Consider the following 20,549-nt stretch of genomic DNA (forward strand, 5'->3'; position numbering starts at 1 on the left):
AAGTATGTAAACGCTAACATATTTATTGTTATAAAATAATTATATTAATTAAAAACTGTTTCTATGGGAAAAATAAAAAATATGTTTTTAATTAATGTGATATAAATTTAAATTTTTAGTATTAGAAAAAGAAAAAAATTAAATCTTTTAATAAATTTTATGTGGAAGGAAGGGAGGATACGGCTATTAATCTATTAATTTTCTAGTAGATTATGGCAGTGGGTGCATTATGGAGAAAGTAATAGAAATGAAGGGTATAACTAAGGTTTTTCCCGGGACTATTGCAAATGAAGATGTTGATTTTGATTTGCTAAAGAGTGAAACGCACGTTTTGCTTGGAGAGAATGGTGCTGGAAAAACCACACTTATGAATATACTGTATGGTTTATATCAGCCAGAAAAAGGTGAGGTATATGTAAATGGGCAACTTGCTAAAATAACAAATCCTAACGATGCTATAAAGCTTGGCATAGGTATGGTTCACCAACATTTTATGCTTGTAAATAACTTTACTGTAGCAGAAAATATAGTTTTAGGAAGAGAGCCTAAAAAAGGACTTAAAATTGATATTAATAAGGCAATAAAAGATGTTGAAGAAATATCTAAAAAATATGGATTTTCTATTGATCCTAAGGCTGTTATAGAAAATATATCAGTAGGTCAACAACAGAAGGTTGAAATATTAAAAGCTTTATACAGAGGTGCTGAAATACTAATACTAGATGAACCTACTGCTGTTTTAACACCTCAAGAAATTGATGAACTTGCAGCTATAATAGAAAACCTTAAAAAAGAAGGAAAATCTGTAATTCTCATAACACATAAATTAAAAGAAGTTATGAAGATGAGTAATAGAGTTACAATAATAAGACGTGGTAAAGTTACAGGAATAGTTAAAACTTCAGAAACCAATATAGATCAATTAGCTGAGCTTATGGTAGGAAGAAAGGTTAATTTAGTAGTTGATAAAGAACAAGCAAAGCTAGGTAAAGAGATATTAAGAGTTGAAAATTTAGTTGCCAAAGATAGCAGAGGATTAAATGTAGTAGATGGTGTTGATATTACTGTTAATGCAGGCGAAATAGTAGGTATAGCTGGTGTTGACGGCAATGGGCAATCAGAATTTATTGAAGCTATAACAGGCCTTAGAAAACCTGAAAGTGGAAAAGTAGTATTAAGCGGTAAAGATATATATGGAAAAAGTACAAGGGAAATTATAGACAGCGGCCTAGGACATATACCAGAAGATAGACATAAAAGAGGACTTATATTAAAATACTCACTATTTGAAAATGGTATATTGGGACTTCAGCATAAGAAACCTTTCAGCAAAGGTATAGTAATGGATTATAAGGCTATAAGAAAACACTGTAAAAAGCTTATAGAAGAGTTCGATGTTAGAACTCCTAGTGACGAAGTTAATGCTTCAGCATTATCTGGAGGAAATCAACAGAAGTTTATAGCAGCGAGAGAAATATCTAAAGATCCAGAGCTTTTAATTGCATCACAACCAACAAGAGGGGTGGATGTCGGAGCTATAGAATATATACACAAGAGACTTGTACTGGAAAGAGATAATGGTAAAGCAGTACTACTAGTTTCACTTGAACTAGACGAAATAATGGCTCTTTCTGATAGAATCGCTGTAATGTATGACGGAAAAGTAGTAGATATTTTAGATAGAAAGGATGCTACGGAACAGAAGTTAGGCATACTTATGGCCGGAGGAAGCTTAAGCGATGCAAAAAGAGAGGTGAAGGATGTTGAGTAAAGAAAAGACTAATGCAATTAATAACCCTTTAAGTGATTCACTTAAAGCTATCGCTTTCCCTTTATTTTCTATAATTGTTGCTATATTTGTATCAGTATTTTTCGTTATGTGGGCTAAAGGCTATGGAATAACAGAATACTTCTCAGCTTTAGGAGATCTTTTTAGTACAATATGGAATGGAAGCTTTGGTGATACAAGAAAAACACTTGAAACAATGGTGTATGTAACACCACTTATATTTACAGGTATAGCTAATGCTGTAGCATTCAAATGTGGACTATTTAACATAGGTGTTGAAGGTCAGTTTGTAATTGGTATGGTTTCAGCAGCTGTAATAGGTTTAATACCAGGATTAAGTCCTATAGTACACATACCACTTATAATAATAGGAGGTATAGTAGCAGGGGCAGTTTGGGCAGGTATACCTGGATATTTAAAAGCTAAAATAGGAACAAATGAAGTTATTAACACAATAATGATGAACTATTTAGGATTATATTTAGCAAACTACATTATATTAAGATCAAAATTTGCTGTGCAAGGAGAAGCAAATACTCCGCTAATACAAAAGAGTGCGGAACTTTTAAGATTTAGCGATATGAGCAGAGCAAATATAGCACTTATAATAGGTATATTAGTTGCAATATTTATTTACTGGTTACTTTGGAAAACAACAGTAGGCTATGAAATAAGAGCCGTTGGAATAAACCCACATGGTGCAGAATACGGCGGAATAAATATATCAAAAAATATAATTTTAGCAATGGTTCTATCTGGAGCTATAGCTGGGGTTGGTGGAGCAACTCATATATCAGGTGTGCTTCATCAAGCACAAGACATGATGGCATTCCCGGGCTTTGGATTTGATGGTATAGCAGTTGCACTTCTTGCAAAGAATAATCCTGTTGCTTGTATACCTTCAGCAATTCTTTTTGGAGCACTTAATAGTTCATCAAAAATGCTTCAGTTAAATGGAATACCAAAGGAAATAGTTTATTTAATACAATCAATAATAATTATATTTGTTGCAACAGACTATATTGTTAAATACTTCTCAGAGAGAAAGAAGAGGAAGGTGTTAATCAATGGATAGTGTTATGATAATTGGATTAATAGCTGCGACTTTAAGAACAGCAACACCTTTAATATTTGCAGGTCTTGGAGGAGTTTTCTCTGAGAGATCTGGAGTTGTTAACATAGGGCTTGATGGTATGATGACAATGGGGGCTTTCTTTGCAGTATTTGGAACATATGTATCAGGAAGTCCAGAGATAGGTGTAATATGTGCAATACTAGCAGGTATGGCTATATCCTTAGTACATGCATTTTTAAGTATACATTTAAAAGCGGATCAGGTTATATCTGGTACAGCAATAAACCTTTTTTCATCAGCATTAGCAAGCTTTCTTATATTTAAGATATTTAAAAAGGGTGGTCAAACAGATATAGTTGCAGCCCTTCCATATAATATACCAGCTTCAGTAAAGGCTATTCCTATAATTGGACCGTTACTTGCAGGTATAAACTGGTTTGTTATAATAGCAATAATATTAGTATTTGTATCTCACTATGTATTGTTTAAAACTCCTTTAGGACTTAGAATAAGATCCGTTGGAGAACATCCAAAAGCAGCAGATACACTAGGAATAAATGTTTATGCTATGAGATATTTATGTGTAATAATATCAGGAGCTTTAGCAGGACTTGGTGGAGCTGCACTTGTTGGAGTAACACCAGTATATAGAGAAGGAATGGTAGCTGGACGTGGATTTATAGCACTAGCAGCTATGATATTTGGTAACTGGAAGCCATTTGGTACAATGTGGGCATGTATGTTATTTGCCTTCGGAGGATCCTTCCAAATATTTGCACAAGGTTTCAGCTGGCACTTACCAACTGAATTCTATTCAAGTATACCATATATACTTACAATGCTTGCTTTAGCAGGTTTCGTAGGAAAAACAACAGCGCCAGCAGCAGATGGTGTACCATACGAAAAGAATAGCCGATAATTTAAAGCATAGGACTAGTCGTCAATGACTAGTTCTATGCTTTTTTCTATGCCATCAAGATATACTGTTTTTATTATAGGTTTTATAAAATTCCTTCGTGCTGTGTTATCCTTACATTGGTTAAACATAACATTAAAATTACTAAGTTTGCTTAATATATCTTTCTTATTATAGTTTGAGATTTCATTTAGCAAGTTTTCTTTCTCTTTAGTTCTTATATTTAATTCTAATTCAGCTATCTCATCTTTTAATATTCTAATTTGTTCCATAAAAATATCTTCAAGATCATCAGCTAAAGAAATTTTTTGTACCAACTTTTTAATTTGATTATTCTTTTTTTCAACCTCAACTTTTAATTTTGAAGTATTGATTTTACATTCATTAATGTAAGAGTCTTTTTTGCCACAAGCAAAGTATTTATAATTTCCCTTAGTTTTAGTTCTCATGTATGAGCCACAATACTTACATCTACATATACCGTTTAAAAATGTAGGGTTGCCAGTTCCTCGTCTACCACTATTAGTTCTTTTAGATATAATATTTTGAACATTTATATATTCGGATCCAGATACTATTCCACTATGCTTACCTACAGATACAATCCAATCTTCTTCGTTTCTATATTCGACACCTATATCTTTAGTTTTGTCTACCTTACCATAACTTATAAGACCGTTACCATTTAGTTCTCCATAGACTTTTATGTTTTTTGATAACAGCCAATGCTCTATATCGGCATCACCATTAACATAAACCAGATTAGTAAGCCATCTTTTAATATCAGTAGCATATTTATTTATACCATATTCACTCTTTATCCAGTTTGCAACCTTAAATAGACTTTCAGTTTCTAGATATTTATCAAAAGCACTTCTGACTATTTTTATATTATTATTGTCTTCAATTAAATATTTTCTCCCGTCTACCACAGTTGTAGCGTAGCCAAAAGGGACTACACCTCCGGTCCACATTCCTAATTTGGCCATTTCATTCATATTCGTGCTTACTCGCTGAGATATATTTTTTCTTTCCATCTCAGCAACAGCAGCAAGCATAATCATCATTAGTTTTCCAGCTGCAGTAGAAGGATCAAATCCTTCACTTTCACTAATAAATTTTACACCTGCTTTTTCAAGCTCCTTATGTAAATCTGAGAAGTCTAATGAGTTACGAGCTATTCTATCTAGTTTCCACACGATTATAGCATCATAATAACCATTTTTGGCTAACTTCATCATTTTTTGAAAGTCCGGCCTATTCATGTTTCTGCCAGAATAATCATCGTCAAAATACTCATCAATTTCAGCTTCAGGGAAGTGTCTTTCAGCATAGTTTCTGCATATATTCAATTGATTTTTAACGCTTTCTCCTGTTTCTTTTTCTTCACTTCTTCTTGCATATATTGCTACACTAGACAAGTAGAACACCTGCCTTCAAAAATGGCTGTTTATATACATATATCATAAAAGTTCCTCCTATTTCAAAAAATAATAAAAACCCAGTACATAGCTAAAAAGCTTTGTATGGGTTTCGTGGAAACTCTGTAATATAGGATTTCAAATTAATCTCGTGGGTTTCTGCTTATAATATAGCAAACTTATGTTTGTATGTCAATGGATTAAAATTATAAAAGTTGTCTCAATGAGTAAGATTGTTTATCTTTAAGATCCAGAAGAATCACAAAAGAAAGTTAAAGTAGGAGATTATGTATAGGCTATGCGTGGAAAAGAACTTATAGAAGGAACTATAGTGCATGAATATGAATTAGGTAATGAAATACTAAACATCATATTTGCAAATGGAACTAAACATACTGCTATAAGTAGAAAGGCAGTAAAGAAAATATTAAAAAGTGCTTAAGAAGCAATAAAATGTTGATCAGATATAAGCAAGTAGACAGACTACAAGAGTCTGTCTACGAAATATCTATTCTAAAGTTACTAGATTTAGGAGGAAAACATATAACCAAGCCTAAACTTTATCTGCTGTGCGATATATAGTATGGCCTATGAAGAATTTATGTTACAAATTAAAAATAATTGATAGGTAGATGAATTATGGGACTAAAAATAGATAAAAGAGAAACAGAGTTCAGCAAGTTATTTCCGCAGGATATGGAGGTATACTATGATGTTATGGAAAGATACATTCAGTTAACATCAGAAGACTTTGCAGGAGCTTATAGGTTAAGCCAAGATGCATTGGTTATGGAAGATAGGTTTGCGAATTTAACAGCCAATGCTGGAAAGTTAGCATTAAGTAATCAAGTTAGTAAAGCAAATAAGAGTGACATAAAGGATTTTTGCTATAGAAAATTAAAGATCATGGAATACATCCATGAACAGGCAAGAATGGTATGGAACAAAGGCGAACAGGGCGATAGAAGAAAGAGAGTAGGAATTTAATTCTAAATACATGGTATAATTACCAATAAGTAATCCAAAATAGTAAAACATTGTCTTGCAATGATATTCATATATGCAATTTTCTATATTGTAATTAACAAAAATATGATGAGAGGTAAATTTATAAAATGAAACTAAAAGTGTTTTTACAAGATATGACTATAGGTATAGTATGCATTGTAGTTTTTCTCATATTCACGAAAGTAACTGAAATTGATATACCTACATATCTTGGTATATTTATTATCCTTGGTATAATAAGTGCATTTAATAGCATTACCTTCAAAAAAGCAACTTAATGTCTATTAATTGTACAGATACAGCAATTTAATCTGACAAAGCCTAACATTATTAATAATAACTTTAGTACACAGTTCTCTTTAATTGTGACATTATCATATATGAGTAATAGCACTAAGAAAGCTTAATTCTTAACTTTCAATTATTTATAGTATGATGATACATTTAAAGTTACAGAATGAGTTTACTCGTAAACTTTAGACAGCTTTACTTTAAGCTGTAACTTTAGGGGGCTTTAGTCTGAATAGGACTTTCAGTCCTTATGGCAACCCACCTACTGAAGTATGTGGATGTTGAGTTTCAAAGCAAGGATTATGAAGTGTGGCCTGATACTGACGAAAGATGTAATCTTGGCATCGATAGAACTCTTTTGCTTGGAGTAACAAATTTAAAGGGTGGACTGGCTCGAAAATTAGAATCTTTGGAAATTGATCATCAAAAAGTATTATTTAATTTTAAATTATACCTCAGAAAAAAGCAGCAATTTTTTCTATCTAGGCATAAGATAAATTGTTGGTAGTTTTTTGTAATCAGTTCTAATAACTATAAATAAGTAAGATTAAGATAAGGAGTGATTTTCTTTGTGTTATCATCCTTTTTCACCTTCGAGTCAACGGCAATACCATTATCCCTATTCCTATCCTATATGTTATACCTATGAACAATGTATGAAGGATTGTGAAGCTTTAGGAGGGTATTCTTATGAATGTGCCCCAGCATATGAGATGTTTAGAAGAACAAACCCTTATAGGGTAATTCCAATACAATTCTTTGTATACCGCATGATATACTTGATTAATCTAACAAGACAAAGAGCTAGGAAACATAGATTAGCTTATGATCAACGTTTAAGTCAAGTGGCTGTAGCAAAAGCAAGGGACATGGCTGCTATTGGCCGTTGTCCTGCTGAACATTATAGTCCTACCTTCGGTGGAGACGAGGGTAAAATGTTAAAGGACGCAGGTATTACGGCAGCGAATTTTGGTTGGATTATTTATTGCGGGCAACCTGGAACTTACTACGACGCAGTAAGCTGGTGGATGAATGAAAGCCCGCCCCATAGAGAGAAGATTTTGGACTCTAGTTATAATCGTTTTGGTGTGGGAACTTCCGTATCACCAGATGGAAGGCGTTATTGGTCAGTGATTTTCAGTAGCTAGCATGTATTCAAAACAAGCCATAAGGTTTTGGTGCAAAACGTCATATCATTAATTTTATATTTAATGTCACAACTGAAAAAACGAACAATTTATAAAACACTGTATGATTCAAAATTGAATTTTACGGTGTTTTTGCGTCGCACTTCAAATATTATAGATATTTGAGGATAGAGCTACAACACTCTATTCTCAAATAAAAATCAAATGAAAGAGAGGGAAACATAATGTATCCAACTAAGGTAAGTATAAAGGACTTCTTAGATGGACATGAGATAAGATTTGAAAGTATTCATAAACCAATTTACTATAGTTGCTTATTCAAGATGAATGGAAAGAAGAAAAAGGCAAAGATATGCTTTAAAAACGGAGAAATTGTTATTAGTGGACCAGTTGTTAGGAGGTGCCTGATATGAGAGAAATTAAATTTAGAGCATGGAACAAAACCGTAAATAAATTTACCTACTTTGGGAAGAAAGAGCCTATAATTACATCTGCAGAAGTCCCAAATGGAAAATCAGTAGGTATGTTTTTGTCAGCTGATAAGCAAATATATTTAACTCCCTATGAAGATCCACAACAATTTACTGAAATAAGGGATAAGAGTGAAAAACAGATTTATGAGGGGGATATTTTGAAAATAAGAACTTTCAAAGGCTTTTGCAAGGGAAAAGTAGTTTTTAACAAAGGTTGTTTTTGGGCCTTGGTAAAAGAATTCAATTCAGTAGAAAATGATCTATTTCCTTTACACGACAATGAAGGCAACACAAAATTTGAAGTTATAGGTAACATAAATGAAAATCCTGATTTACTGGAGAAATAGATATGAAAGAGGTGATATTAGGAATACTTGCAGTATTAAGTATAGGTACAACATTAGCACTACTAAGAGCTGCAGGAAAAAGAAATGAAAACGGGATGTGTAACGTAGAGTGTAAGGATTGTACTGAGAAAGACTGGTGCATATTTAGATATAAAGGACAGGAGGACATAGAATGACTGAAAAAGATAAGTATAGGAAAACAGAAGGTGTATTATACAACTATAAAAAATAAAAGCAGAAATAGATAACTTAAAATTAGAAATAGCAGAGATTGAAAGTGAATATATAGGATGTGAAGCTATAACATATGAGGAAAAGACATGCCCTACAAATAAGTTTAACTCTAGCGTGGAGAACGAATTGGAATATAAAAGAAAATTAATAGATAGGTTAGTACGAGAGCAAGAGAAGAAGCAAAGGCTACTTAAAAAAGTAGATAATGCTATAGATACACTAGAAGGCAATGAATTAAGGGTAATACAATTAAGATTTTTCCCAGAGCGAAATGAAAGGAAAAAAAGTTGGAATGAAATTGGCGATATATTGAATTTGACCATAGATCACTGTAGGGCTTTAAAAAGACAAGCTATAAAGAAAATGTTAAAAATTATATATGTTGCTGATAAGTATATAGATTAGAACCGATTTTTCACCGATTTTTCACCGGATTTTCTCTGATAATATATGATATTATATAAATATGAAATCGTGTAAGCCAGCAGGGATTACATACTGTGTGGCAACAGAAAAAGCACTGGTAGAAATACTGGTGCTTATTTTATTTACAAAGGGGGTGATGAAAATTATGTATAATAAGGAAAACTGAGTAACCAAAGTCAATAGTTAAGACTTATAGGTCTCTTTTTTATTGTAAAAAATTAAATTAAAAATTGAAAGCGAGGAAGATATATATGAGTAATAAAATATTTCTAGAAGACTATAGTAACATTGGCACTAGTACTAGTACTAGTACTGGTACTGGTACTGGTACTGATGATACTATCGAAATACAAAAGATTATTGATAATTGTATATCAAATACTGAGATAATATTCTCATCTACAAAAACCTATAATATAAAACACTTATTAATAACGAAGCCTATAACAATTAATCTAAATGGATGTACAATAATAGCCAGGCCTATGGATAAGGATGAGGTTATAAAGCAAGCATTATTCTACTTTAAAGGCACAAAAACGTTTATAGAGTATGTTGGTAATTTAACGCAAGGCAATTCAACAATAACACATACAAAATCATTAGATAATTCAAAGGATATAATAATTTATGATGAAACAGTTATTCCAGGTTGGGATAATGGAGCGTTGTATTCATCTTTTTATAAGGGCAGAGGTGAATTAAATGCTATACAAAGTGATGACGGTACAAAAATAATTACATCTAAACCTTTTGAATTTAATTATACGAATGCTATTCTATGCTCAGTTGATTACCTTAATTCACCAAAAATAATTGGAAAAGGTGCTTTAATAAAAGAAGTTGATTTAGAGGCTTTTGCTGGAGACCAAACAGACGGAAACATGCCTTCATTAATTCAAATGGATTTTTGCAGCAATCCTATAGTAGATGATATAAATGTTGATGGGTGGAACTATAAAGTTGTATCAAGTACGTATTGTAAAAACCCTATAGTAAAAAGAATAATAGCAAAGAATCCTTTCAGGCCTGAACAACCGGCACATGGTTATGTTATGCAGTTTGTTCGTTGTTCAAATTCTAAAGCAGAGGAAAACATTGGATATGGAGCCAGACACGTTGTTGACTACGCAAATTCAATAGATGGTTACTCATGTAACAATATTGGCTATGATGGATATTCAGCACAATATCTTACTCATGGTATGGCTTCAAAAAGAATTACAAGTTTTAAAGATTCAGCAATAAATTGTAAGATTGGATGGGGTTTTGGTAATGGAACTTTTTCAGCAGACTATGATATGGAAATAATATCACCTATTCTAATATCAAATCTACCAAACAGTGAAGGAATTATGGCTTCATCTTTAAGTGAAAACTTAACAGTATTAGATTGTAATATTAATACTAGCGGAAGGGCATTTTTCTTCAATAGCGGTGCAAGTAATATTAAGGTTATCGGTGGAGTTGTGCAATGTAATGATACTTCAACAATACCAGCAATAATACCAGAAAGTATATTTATCAGAGGTAAATTATCACAAAATGATAAGATAGATATTAAACCGAAAGATGTAGTAATAGAAAACGTAGATATGGTAGGCAAAGTCAATGTTAAGTTATATGTAGATGGTAATTTAAGATTTAAAGGTAACAATATAAACAATACTACATCAAAAGTTGATAATCCATTTTGGTTGGCTGAAGGAAATGTAACCAACTTTACATTTAAAGATAACTTCATACGTGGTAATAGCAAAAGTGGAGCTAGATCAGATGTTATTCCTACTGGAATGTATACCGTAGATGGAAACACTATAGATGGAAACACTATAGATAGTGGAAATCCAATTTACTTCAAGTCAAAAGGTGGTATGTTTTTGTGTAACAATCTTTTTGCTGCTTCAGATTATACATTCCAAAATGGTTTTCCACAAGCAGATATAGATAGTTCAACAATCGATAATAATAAACCTAACAAATACGATAAAACAAAAGTCTTAGAAGATAAAACAAAAGACTTAGAATTAGTAAAATATAAAACCTTTGGAATATCTAATAATGCAACGACTATTGATGGAACAGGATACAACTTTATTGCATTAGGTAACACAGCAAAAACTACTATCTCCACAATAACCTATACCGATGCAAAATACGGAACTGTTCTTAATATATATAGTTATAATAGTAATTCTACATTAAGTCATTTAATGACTAACTTTAAGTTTGCAACTCCGGCAAATGATATAACATTCCCAGTAGATGGTGGGATGGTAACATTTATATATTACGGAGATAAGTTTTTCGAACAAAGCAGAACTTTCTAGTATAGATATGGGTTTATAATAAGAAAAGGAATGAGGTTGTGTCGTCTTTGTATAAAAATGCGCATTAAAATTGCATTAAGTATGCATTAAATTACAGTAAATACAGTGCTATAATAGTATCATGGATTTAATATCATAGAAGATGTTTCACACAGCAGGGATTACATAAAAGCTGTGTGGCAACAGTAAAGCACTTGGAGAAATCTGAGTGCTTATTTATTTTCATAATATTTTAATACATATGCAATAAAATCGTAACAATAAACCTATATAATAATAAGTGCCTTAAAAGTTAATTTTTATAAATGTCCGTTATTCATATTTTAAGCATTTAGAGAAATCTAAGTGCTTGTTTTTTAAAATATACAAAAATGTAACAATTTGGTTATGGTTATGTAATAATTGGACGATATAATAATTATTGTCCTAAACCGTTGTAAGTATGTAGGATAAATTCCCTATTCCTATGATACAATACATTTGACTAAGCGCTGGTGTAAAAACTGGTGCTTATTTTTTACAAGTTGTTAAAAAAATATATGATTATTTAATACTAATTACATATTGGTGTAACAATTAGTAATTATAATAATAATTAGTATCCTAAATCATACACACTTTTAGGAGACGTTGTATATCCCTTTTTACAAATTCCTATATACTAAAGCACTGGTAGAAATACCGGTGCTTATTTTTTTACAAAGGGGGTGATGAAAATTATGTATACTAAGAAAATTCAATAAGCAAAGTCAATAGTTAAGACTTATAGGTCTCTTTTTTATTGTAAAAAATTAAATTAAAAATTGAAAGTGAGGAAGTTATATATGAGTGGTACAATTTCACGTAGTGATTTAACTGATGAATTAAATGCCGAGTTAAATATGTTAGATGCAGGAGTAGAGAAAATTGGAGATTTATCTACTCTTACAACTCAAAACAAAGATAATTTAGTAAAAGCTATCAATGAAAATACATCACAATTGTCTGATAATACAAACAAATTAAATTATTTAACACCTTATAGGGGTATAAGTATATCAATAGGAAACAACATAAATGATACGGATTTAAATACACAAATAGATTCACTAAAAGGATTTAATACACATGTTTCATTATGTATATTAGAATATATTGCAACGGCAACTTCTTATACTTTTACTGAAACAATAAATATTTCTACAAGAATAGCTAATGCTATAGCAAATATAACATTAAAGGGAAATAAAGTAACAATGTTAAAACCCCATATTGTTACTGTTGCCGATGGTGATGGTTTTTCTCGTTCTACTTACCAGCCAAGTGATTTAAGTGGATTTTTTACAAATTGGGGAGTAGTGCTTGAAAAATACGCAGATATGTGTGACACATACGATATACCATATCTATGTATTGAGTGTGAAATGAATATATTAACGCAAGTATCTAACTATAAGAGTTGGCAAACTATAATTAATAATTTAAAAACTGGGCACCCGAATTTAAAAATTACTAGCGCTAGTGCGTTTGGAGCAGTACAACGAGAGATAGATACAAAACGTTATTTAAATTATAGTTTTTATGACTTAGTAGATACTATTGGCATTACTACTTATCCTAGTATTCCAAGAATTAATCCGTTAGAAGGGGTGTATAGAAGCAGTTTTCAACTAGATAGTCGATTAGTAACATTAAACGGATTGTTTAATAAAAAAATTAATATCTCGGAGGTTGGTTGTTCTTCTTATTCTGACGAAACGAATACAGATATTAATCCATTATATATGGATACAGTAAAGTATGAAAAAGATTGGTTAGATCAAGATACCTTTTATAAAACTATGTTAAATTATTATGCGTATAGTAATATTATAGATGGTTTTTATGTATGGCATGTTGGTTCACCATTTGATTTTAATAATACAACTAAACAAACTCTACTTAAATATATAGGAGGAGATAACATATGAATTTAGATAGTGGGAGTACAATGGGCGACAAAGGGCTTTTAACTGCTGGGAATCATGGAATTTTTGGCAATCCACATAATCAATATGCTTACCAAATTTACTATTCAAAAACTTTTACCGGTGGAGATGTAAACAATTATGTTAAAATTTTTGAAACTATGGAATTTGATAGTACAACTGATTATCCACAACTAGAATTAGTTTTAAGAATTGCATCAATTGGAGTTGTAAATGATTCAGCGATTGACGGAACTATAAAAGTATCTATTTTAGGTAGTAAGACTTCTAACTGGTATAATGCTAATTATTATTGCGAAAGATTAGGTAGTACTGGATACCCAGGAATTTTTGTACTTAATAAAGTAACCACAACAGGAAATAAATATAAATTTATTGGTTATATTAAAATTCAAAACACTAATCAGTTTAGATTTATTCCTCTTATTACCTATGGAACAAAATACTTTTATGCATATTCATACCAGCAAAATGAGCCTAAAACAACAAAATATGTAAGCTATATAAACTTAGATAAAACAGTATTCACTTTCTTTGATGAATTAACACCTACAGCATCTTTAGAAGGAACTACCGTGGTTACATCAATAACCGAAAACAGTACAAATATCACTAATGCGTTATCATCTAGTATAACTACTAGCGGAGGAGGAGCAACATCAATTACTATAACTAATAATACGCAATTAGTTATGTTGGGATATACTTCCGATAGTACTATTAAAACTATAACTGGTGGATATACTGGACAAAAACTAACTTTAGTTGGAACTAATGCTAATTGTGCTTTAAATACCGGGGGAAATGTAATTTTAGCAAACTCAGCCACAAGTAGGGCAATGGCAAATAATAAGTCAGTTACCCTAATAAAGATGCCATCAAATGCATGGTTAGAAATAACAAATAACTTTAGTTTGTAAGTTCTTGTTCCGAAACAAGTTAATTCTTAATAGAAAAACATTCTCCCTTAAAGCACTAGTATTTTAATGTACTAGTGCTTATTTTTTTAAAAAAAGGAAGTGAGAGGTAATGAAAATAGGACAAGTAATAAAAGAACAGCAACCAGATGTACATAAGAAATAAATAATAAACCAAGAAAGAAACGTAGGAGAGGTAAAGAAAGCCTCTCCTTTTCTGATTTTGAAAATATGATGAGACATGATAGTTATAGACGAGGTAGAGGTGGAGCTATTAAGCAAATAAAATAAATAGTTGTGAATAAATCAATAATAAAATGTCAATAAGTAAATAGTACAAGTAAATTAAGACACTGAAAAAGGTGTCTTTTTATATACCTATTTTGAGGATAAGAGCTGTCGTGATGACACTCTCCTCTATCCTCCACAAATAAAACTTGGAGGGATAATTATGAATGAACTAATAACATTAGGAATTATAAATAAAAACGATAAGGTACTTGTAAGTAGTAGGATAGTTGCAGAACGTTTTAAAAAAGAACATAAGAATGTAATTGCTAAAATAGATAGAACTATTGAAAATTGGAACAAAGATACTGAGCTTAAAACTAAGCTGAGTGAATATTTTATTATAAGCACTTATAAAGATAGTTCTGGTAAGAGTAATAGGGAATATCTTTTGAGTAGAGATGGTTTTAGCTATGTTGTCATGGGGTTCACTGGAAGAGATTCGGACCTATGGAAAGTAAAATACATAGAAGCATTTAATAAAATGGAACTATTTATGAGAGAAAGGTTATCTAGTGAATGGCAGGAAACAAGAATAAAAGGCAAATTAGCTAGAAGAAATGAAACAGATATAATAATGACTAAATTAATTCCATTATCTATATCTCAAGGTAGTAAGAATGCTGGAAAGCTATATATGACTTATAGTAAATTGGTGAATAGTTGCGTAAGAATACCGTCAAATAGCAGAGATAAGGCAACTAAAAGAATACTTGATGTAATATATAATTTGGAAAATCTAATAGAACATGTTATATCAGAAGAAGTGGACAAAGGGACTTATTATAAAGATATATACCAGATATGTAAAGGTAAGTGTAAGTTACTTGTAGAATTAAGTTATCTTCCAGAGCAAAGACTAATCGCATAACATATTTAATATATGCGAGGTAAAGTTAATGAATGAGATTATTGAGGGTAAACTTAATTCTTATTGTGAATTTGTAAGATGTGGGAAGCTAACTGCTGCAATGGCATTACAAAATAGATATGTAAAAGAAGCTCAAAATATTATAATAAATCAATATGATTTAATGCTTTATATAAAAGATTTGTCAGAGGGTTGGAAGACAATATGGATTTACAAAGATGAATATATGTTAGAAGTTATAAAGAATTTACCAGAACAACCAAAGACAGTTTATGAACATTGGATTTTAGGAAAGGTCTTTGGCTATTCTGATGAGTCAATAAGAGAGTTTATAGAAGCTAAAGTTTTCTATAAGTAGTCTTATGACATTTTGGGCATGGAGGTAAAGTATCAGTATTATCATCCAATACAACTATTTGACCGCAAGTAGTGCACTGATAGCTACCTTTGCCTGGCTTTTCTCCAGTTTCATATTTATCTTTTAAAAATTTAAGCTATGGGAACAATCCCAACAAAATTATATTACATCATCCTGAAGTTAGCCACTGTAGTATTTATGACATTCATCAATGGCATTTAAATAATGGTTGGGCAGGTTGTGGCTATCACTTCTTTGTAGACAAGCAGGGCAACATATATCGAGGTAGACCAGAGGAAGCCATAGGAAGTCATTGTCCTAAGCAAAATGCACAATCGATTGGAATATGTGCTGAAGGTGAATATATGTCAGAAACTATGCCAGATGCACAGAAAAAAGCAATTGTCGAACTTATAGCTTATTTAAAAAGTAAATATGGAATTGATACAGTTGCAGGACATAGAGATTATTATAACACAGATTGTCCAGGCACAAATTATCCAATGAATGAGATTGTTAATGAAACTTTAAAAGATGCTGAGGAGGAAAAGAAAGTGAAAAATATAGTGGTTTATTCAAATGAAGTTGATAAAAGAGCAGCTGAGTATCTTGCTGACTATTTACAGTGCCCAATTATAAGTAATAGTACACCATTTGATTATTTGCAAGTAGAAAATGTATTTACTGTAGGAGCTGGAGAGTTTACAAGTTATACTAAGCAAAATATAAAGGGTGCTGATAGATATGAAACTATAAAAGCAGTTCTAAAATTTATTGCTAAGTAGGAGGAACATATTATGACTTTTAATGATTTTTTAGATATTAAATACTTAAGCACATTCACAGGCACCGTAGTAGTTACTATGCTCATGGTGCAATTTTTAAAGGAACTTCCATATATAAAGAAGGTGCCAACTAGATACTTTACATTTTGCGTGGCCTTTTTAAACATACTCATCTGTAGTCTTTTCACAAATACATTTAGTATTGCAAACTTATATTTAATGTTCATAAATGCTATGTTGGTTTGCTTTACTAGCACAGGCGGATATGATTTTTCTTTTAAAAATATTACAGTTAAGCAAACAGAAAATCCAAAGGTTATTGATCCTGTAAATATAACAAATGATATGAAGTAGCAATTTGCCCTAGGTTAACGCCTAGGGTGTTTTTTTATTTTTTGAAAAAATATAGGTATAGGCTTTGGTTGTTGAGAAAATTAATCTACTTCTCATATAATTCTATAGGTAAATCATCTGGGTCACTAAAGAAAGTGAATTTTTTTCCGGTAATTTCATCAATTCTAATAGGCTCAATAATTATGTTTTTTTGGGATAACTCTTTTATTATTTCCTCAATATTATCCACCTCAAAAGCTAAGTGCCTTAGGCCTCTTGCTTCTGGATAACTTAGCCTTTCAGGTGAACGAGGAAAAGAAAATAATTCTATTTGGTAATCCTGGCCAAGAGCTAAATCCAACTTATATGATCCCCTTTCTTTTCTATATGTTGCTTTAATGATTTTTAAACCCAAAATGTTAACATAAAAATCCTTAGATTTTTCATAATCTGAACAAATAATAGCTATATGATGAATTTTATTTAATTTCATTAGAATATCCCCTTTATTATTATCAAAATTTAGGTGCACTAAGTTAAACATAATTTTAGATAAATTATATAATTTATTGCAACAAATATAAAGTAGTAAATAACAAAAAGACCAGTAGATACACTACTAGCCTTATATTTTAGGGGAATCTAAAAGCTCATGTATTAAATTATAACCATATTTAAATAAGTTAAACACTTGGTTTAATAGTTTTATATGGCTTCTGTAATAATTATTCTATAACTGTATAAACTATAGATACATAAATATCCTTTATTCCACATTGGAATTTTATTATAGCAATAAATAGTCCTACATTCTTTTGATAGAGTGTAGGACTTATTAGTTTTACAATATAAGAAGAATGTGTACTAAATTGATTTCTCATAATTAATAAATTTGCTTCCCAACTTAAATAAAGGTGAAAGTGAAGCTAATAGGATTATTGCAACTACAACTGTAGAAAAAATAACTTCATATAAATTAACTATCTTATTTCTTACTACATAATCAATAATTAAACTATTCAGAGGAACATTGAGAAAAATGCCTGTTACCAATCCAGGTGCATATCTCTTCAAAACAATGGTTGAAACTAAATGAGGAACAAAAGCATTGATTATCATTGTTCCTACATAACCAATAAAAAAATACTTTAATACTAATACTTGAGGGAAAAACATGAATAGCCCAGAAACCAAATATGCTAAAGTAGTTATTACAACTAATGCAAAATGAAACGCCTTTTTTTCTACAGGCTTATGGTACTTTTCTGCAAACTGCGACCATTGTGGTAACCAGAGTCCTTCTTCTATATTATGTAATGTTATTGTAAGAATAAAAAGTAAAGAAATACTTGCCATATTTAACACTTATATCCCCCCTGTTAACCATTAAACATAAATTTTTATCTTAAGTCGTAATAAATTACCATTACGATTTTATATTACCACTTGCCCGTATAAAAATAAAGATTAGGTATAAACCCAATCTTTATTTCATGTAATTTTTCGAATATGATTTTATTTATTAATATAATTATACAAATTTTTCCAGTATAAATAAAGAAATTTTATTATAGTATAAGAGCCTGTATCTTTTTAGGATACAGGATTATAAAGATATTACCATATGATAAATTTTTTTATTATTTATTTACAGTTGTAGAACTTATCAAGGTTCCATCAACATAAAAAAATACTAGAGCTGATTTCCAAGAATAATTAGATACACCTGGGTCAATAAATTTATTAAATGTTGTACCAGATTGAGCAGCAAATTTTGTACTTATAATTCTACCATTACTATTACGAAAATCTACTGTAACAGTGTAATTATGACTAGAATTGTCGAGAGAATTTATTTTTGCCAAAACATTATATCCACTTGCCTGTGCAGAAGTTGAGAAGTTTCTAAAGTCAACGGATTCTGTAGTAATACTGTTTTGAACGCTGTCCTTTGCAGGTGCTGCCTGCACGCTTGTTTTAAATAGTATAGGACCAGCTAAAATAGAAAGAGCCAATAAACTTGAAATTACTTTCTTAGATTTCATACAAAATACCCCCATTTCATATATGATATTCAAATTTTATAACTATTTTATTATAGTATTTAAATGACAATAATACAAATAATGTATTTACTTGAAAAAGTAGTTAATCGCATGTAAATACTATTTAATTTGAATTTATGCTTAAATAAAGCAATGTATGGTTTTATATGGGTTTTATATAAAATAATGACAAATGACTTATTAAACAGAAAATACACTACTCTACATATAAGTTATAGAATGAATATAGAAAAAAGAATTGGCTAAAAGGATTAATACAATAATTAATTACTAAATGATTAAAATAATAAAAATTAATGATTTTATGAAAAGTAAACAACTAACCTTTTAGAGCTTTTCCCTTTCTTCTAAAATATTATTCCACAAAACACTCCTACGATGAAAATACAAGTCACAGTTAAAAATAGATCTATTCTTATATAAACTATAGATACATAAATATTCTCTATCCACATTGGAATTTTATTATAGCAATAAATAGTCCTACATTCTTTTAATTAAGAGTGTAGGACTTGTTAGTTCCACGATATAAGAAGAATCTGAACTAAATTTAAGTAGTTCAGGTAACTAGAGAAAATTTAATTTTGTTACCTTACAACAGTTTATAGAATAGACTTTGCTAATTGCTCACCCCAAGATGATAGTTCAGCATCAATAAACCCTGCCTTTTTATATGCAAACTTAGCAGCTAGATTCCTAGGATGATAACCAATCATGATAAGTGGAATATTTGTGTCATTCATGTGCCTTATTTCCTCAATAATTAATTTTATTGCATGTATACCTATTCCTTTTCCTTGAAAATCTTTATCAATCATAAGTCTATAAATCCAATAATTATTGTAATCACAGTCTATTCCAAACATAGTAAACCCTATCATCTCGTCATCAAGATATATTCCTTTTGCATAGAAGTTATCTAGAAACTGAACTTCTGCAATTGAATAAAGATTGGAAACTATAAATGACTTTTGTTCGTCATTAATTGATAATTGAATAGCATCTTCCCAATTGTTCTTATCAATAGATTTTAAAGATATATTTTTCAATATAAAACCTCCAATATATGATATTGATTATGCCTATTAATTCTTCTCTATAATTTTACAGTTCATTTAATTCACAAGAAAATTATAATTATAAATTTAAGTAAACACAATAGAAAGAATATTTATAACTATTATTTCTATTATGTTTCTTTCACTTTTGTTACGTTATAATTTACGAATATGACTTTATATATTAATATAATTATATAGTTTTTACCCATCAACCCATTAAAAACCCTCGTTATTCTTGCTTTTCTGTTTTACTTTCAAACTTTCTCTTAGCTTCTTCAACAGGACAGGTCTCAAATTCTTTATCTGTACGCATTAAGCATCTTTTGAATTCACAATTCTCGCAATTCAATTCTTAAAACTCCCTTCACTAAGCTTTTATTATAGCAATTATACAATCTATTACAGTGGATATAAAGCTCACGTAGTAAAAAGACCAATAAATATA

Annotated in this window: 25 protein-coding genes and 1 pseudogene; 19 read left to right on the plus strand and 7 right to left on the minus strand. The window is 30.5% G+C overall.

The window, feature by feature from the left end:
- Positions 1 to 229 precede the first annotated feature (229 nt).
- From ACZ5N4_RS12200 to ACZ5N4_RS12210, 3 genes are read left to right on the plus strand one after another with little or no spacing between them, the layout of a single operon-like run.
- Positions 230 to 1,771: an ABC transporter ATP-binding protein gene (locus ACZ5N4_RS12200; protein ID WP_464210279.1), complete on the plus strand. Its 1,542-nt coding sequence runs from the start codon at positions 230 to 232 to the stop codon at positions 1,769 to 1,771.
- Positions 1,761 to 2,864, plus strand: coding sequence for an ABC transporter permease (locus ACZ5N4_RS12205; RefSeq protein ID WP_464210281.1), 1,104 nt, complete (start codon positions 1,761 to 1,763; stop codon positions 2,862 to 2,864). The genes ACZ5N4_RS12200 and ACZ5N4_RS12205 overlap by 11 nt, the downstream gene beginning before the upstream one ends.
- Positions 2,857 to 3,783 (plus strand): ABC transporter permease, encoded by a 927-nt coding sequence (locus tag ACZ5N4_RS12210; RefSeq protein ID WP_464210283.1) that lies wholly within the window; start codon positions 2,857 to 2,859, stop codon positions 3,781 to 3,783. Before ACZ5N4_RS12205 ends, ACZ5N4_RS12210 begins: the two co-directional genes overlap by 8 nt.
- A gap of 14 nt (positions 3,784 to 3,797) precedes the next feature.
- On the opposite strand, the gene ACZ5N4_RS12215 is transcribed toward ACZ5N4_RS12210, so the two are convergent.
- Positions 3,798 to 5,201, minus strand: a complete 1,404-nt coding sequence (locus ACZ5N4_RS12215) for a recombinase family protein (protein ID WP_464210285.1) — start codon at positions 5,199 to 5,201, stop codon at positions 3,798 to 3,800.
- Positions 5,202 to 5,499: 298 nt separating this feature from the next.
- On the opposite strand from ACZ5N4_RS12215, the gene ACZ5N4_RS12220 reads away from it, so the two are divergent.
- The 14 genes from ACZ5N4_RS12220 (at position 5,500) to ACZ5N4_RS12285 (ending at position 15,859) form a co-directional block, all read left to right on the plus strand.
- Complete coding sequence (locus ACZ5N4_RS12220) at positions 5,500 to 5,643, plus strand: hypothetical protein (protein ID WP_464210287.1); 144 nt, start codon at positions 5,500 to 5,502, stop codon at positions 5,641 to 5,643.
- A 197-nt stretch (positions 5,644 to 5,840) separates the two neighbouring features.
- Positions 5,841 to 6,188, plus strand: a complete 348-nt coding sequence (locus tag ACZ5N4_RS12225; protein ID WP_464210289.1) for a hypothetical protein — start codon at positions 5,841 to 5,843, stop codon at positions 6,186 to 6,188.
- A 128-nt stretch (positions 6,189 to 6,316) separates the two neighbouring features.
- Entirely contained in the window at positions 6,317 to 6,487 is a 171-nt protein-coding gene (locus ACZ5N4_RS12230; RefSeq protein WP_464210291.1) for a hypothetical protein, read from the plus strand.
- 263 nt (positions 6,488 to 6,750) lie between these two features.
- On the plus strand, positions 6,751 to 7,008 hold the full coding sequence (locus ACZ5N4_RS12235; RefSeq protein WP_464210293.1) for a hypothetical protein: 258 nt from the start codon (positions 6,751 to 6,753) through the stop codon (positions 7,006 to 7,008).
- Positions 7,009 to 7,156: 148 nt separating this feature from the next.
- Entirely contained in the window at positions 7,157 to 7,648 is a 492-nt protein-coding gene (locus tag ACZ5N4_RS12240) for a CAP domain-containing protein (RefSeq protein ID WP_464210295.1), read from the plus strand.
- A gap of 224 nt (positions 7,649 to 7,872) precedes the next feature.
- Positions 7,873 to 8,061 carry a hypothetical protein gene (locus ACZ5N4_RS12245; protein WP_464210297.1) on the plus strand — a complete coding sequence of 63 codons (189 nt, stop codon included), beginning with the start codon at positions 7,873 to 7,875 and terminating at the stop codon, positions 8,059 to 8,061.
- Positions 8,058 to 8,468 carry a YopX family protein gene (locus ACZ5N4_RS12250; RefSeq protein ID WP_464210299.1) on the plus strand — a complete coding sequence of 137 codons (411 nt, stop codon included), beginning with the start codon at positions 8,058 to 8,060 and terminating at the stop codon, positions 8,466 to 8,468. The genes ACZ5N4_RS12245 and ACZ5N4_RS12250 overlap by 4 nt, the downstream gene beginning before the upstream one ends.
- A gap of 2 nt (positions 8,469 to 8,470) precedes the next feature.
- On the plus strand, positions 8,471 to 8,644 hold the full coding sequence (locus ACZ5N4_RS12255) for a hypothetical protein (protein WP_464210301.1): 174 nt from the start codon (positions 8,471 to 8,473) through the stop codon (positions 8,642 to 8,644).
- Between the two features lie 172 nt (positions 8,645 to 8,816).
- On the plus strand, positions 8,817 to 9,107 hold the full coding sequence (locus ACZ5N4_RS12260; protein ID WP_464210302.1) for a sigma factor-like helix-turn-helix DNA-binding protein: 291 nt from the start codon (positions 8,817 to 8,819) through the stop codon (positions 9,105 to 9,107).
- 272 nt (positions 9,108 to 9,379) lie between these two features.
- Entirely contained in the window at positions 9,380 to 11,458 is a 2,079-nt protein-coding gene (locus tag ACZ5N4_RS12265; protein ID WP_464210304.1) for a hypothetical protein, read from the plus strand.
- Positions 11,459 to 12,282: 824 nt separating this feature from the next.
- Positions 12,283 to 13,407 (plus strand): glycoside hydrolase family 113, encoded by a 1,125-nt coding sequence (locus ACZ5N4_RS12270; RefSeq protein WP_464210306.1) that lies wholly within the window; start codon positions 12,283 to 12,285, stop codon positions 13,405 to 13,407.
- A complete protein-coding gene (locus tag ACZ5N4_RS12275) occupies positions 13,404 to 14,345 on the plus strand; it encodes a hypothetical protein (protein ID WP_464210308.1) in 942 nt (313 codons plus the stop codon). The genes ACZ5N4_RS12270 and ACZ5N4_RS12275 overlap by 4 nt, the downstream gene beginning before the upstream one ends.
- 448 nt (positions 14,346 to 14,793) lie before the next feature.
- Positions 14,794 to 15,501 (plus strand): Rha family transcriptional regulator, encoded by a 708-nt coding sequence (locus ACZ5N4_RS12280; protein WP_464210310.1) that lies wholly within the window; start codon positions 14,794 to 14,796, stop codon positions 15,499 to 15,501.
- A gap of 28 nt (positions 15,502 to 15,529) precedes the next feature.
- The gene (locus tag ACZ5N4_RS12285; protein WP_464210312.1) at positions 15,530 to 15,859 is read left to right on the plus strand and encodes a hypothetical protein; all 330 of its coding nucleotides are present in this window, start codon (positions 15,530 to 15,532) and stop codon (positions 15,857 to 15,859) included.
- On the opposite strand, the pseudogene ACZ5N4_RS12290 reads toward ACZ5N4_RS12285, so the two are convergent.
- Positions 15,840 to 15,920 (minus strand): annotated as a pseudogene (locus tag ACZ5N4_RS12290) (hypothetical protein); the annotation flags it as partial. The gene ACZ5N4_RS12285 and the pseudogene ACZ5N4_RS12290 overlap by 20 nt on opposite strands.
- Before the next feature lie 28 nt (positions 15,921 to 15,948).
- Between ACZ5N4_RS12290 and ACZ5N4_RS12295 the strand changes: the two are divergent.
- Positions 15,949 to 16,644: a peptidoglycan recognition protein family protein gene (locus ACZ5N4_RS12295; protein ID WP_464210313.1), complete on the plus strand. Its 696-nt coding sequence runs from the start codon at positions 15,949 to 15,951 to the stop codon at positions 16,642 to 16,644.
- A 12-nt stretch (positions 16,645 to 16,656) separates the two neighbouring features.
- On the plus strand, positions 16,657 to 16,998 hold the full coding sequence (locus ACZ5N4_RS12300) for a hypothetical protein (protein ID WP_464210315.1): 342 nt from the start codon (positions 16,657 to 16,659) through the stop codon (positions 16,996 to 16,998).
- A gap of 85 nt (positions 16,999 to 17,083) precedes the next feature.
- Here ACZ5N4_RS12300 and gloA2 read toward each other — a convergent pair whose 3' ends face one another.
- The 5 genes from gloA2 to ACZ5N4_RS12325 form a co-directional block, all read right to left on the minus strand.
- Positions 17,084 to 17,470: an SMU1112c/YaeR family gloxylase I-like metalloprotein gene (gene gloA2 / locus ACZ5N4_RS12305; RefSeq protein WP_464210317.1), complete on the minus strand. Its 387-nt coding sequence runs from the start codon at positions 17,468 to 17,470 to the stop codon at positions 17,084 to 17,086.
- A 232-nt stretch (positions 17,471 to 17,702) separates the two neighbouring features.
- A complete protein-coding gene (locus ACZ5N4_RS12310) occupies positions 17,703 to 17,858 on the minus strand; it encodes a hypothetical protein (protein ID WP_464210319.1) in 156 nt (51 codons plus the stop codon).
- Positions 17,842 to 18,333 (minus strand): HXXEE domain-containing protein, encoded by a 492-nt coding sequence (locus ACZ5N4_RS12315; RefSeq protein WP_464210919.1) that lies wholly within the window; start codon positions 18,331 to 18,333, stop codon positions 17,842 to 17,844. Before ACZ5N4_RS12315 ends, ACZ5N4_RS12310 begins: the two co-directional genes overlap by 17 nt.
- Positions 18,334 to 18,617: 284 nt before the next feature.
- Entirely contained in the window at positions 18,618 to 19,022 is a 405-nt protein-coding gene (locus tag ACZ5N4_RS12320) for a hypothetical protein (protein WP_464210321.1), read from the minus strand.
- A 623-nt stretch (positions 19,023 to 19,645) separates the two neighbouring features.
- Positions 19,646 to 20,092: a GNAT family N-acetyltransferase gene (locus ACZ5N4_RS12325; protein WP_464210323.1), complete on the minus strand. Its 447-nt coding sequence runs from the start codon at positions 20,090 to 20,092 to the stop codon at positions 19,646 to 19,648.
- Positions 20,093 to 20,549: the final 457 nt, after the last annotated feature.

Source organism: Clostridium nitrophenolicum (assembly GCF_055391695.1).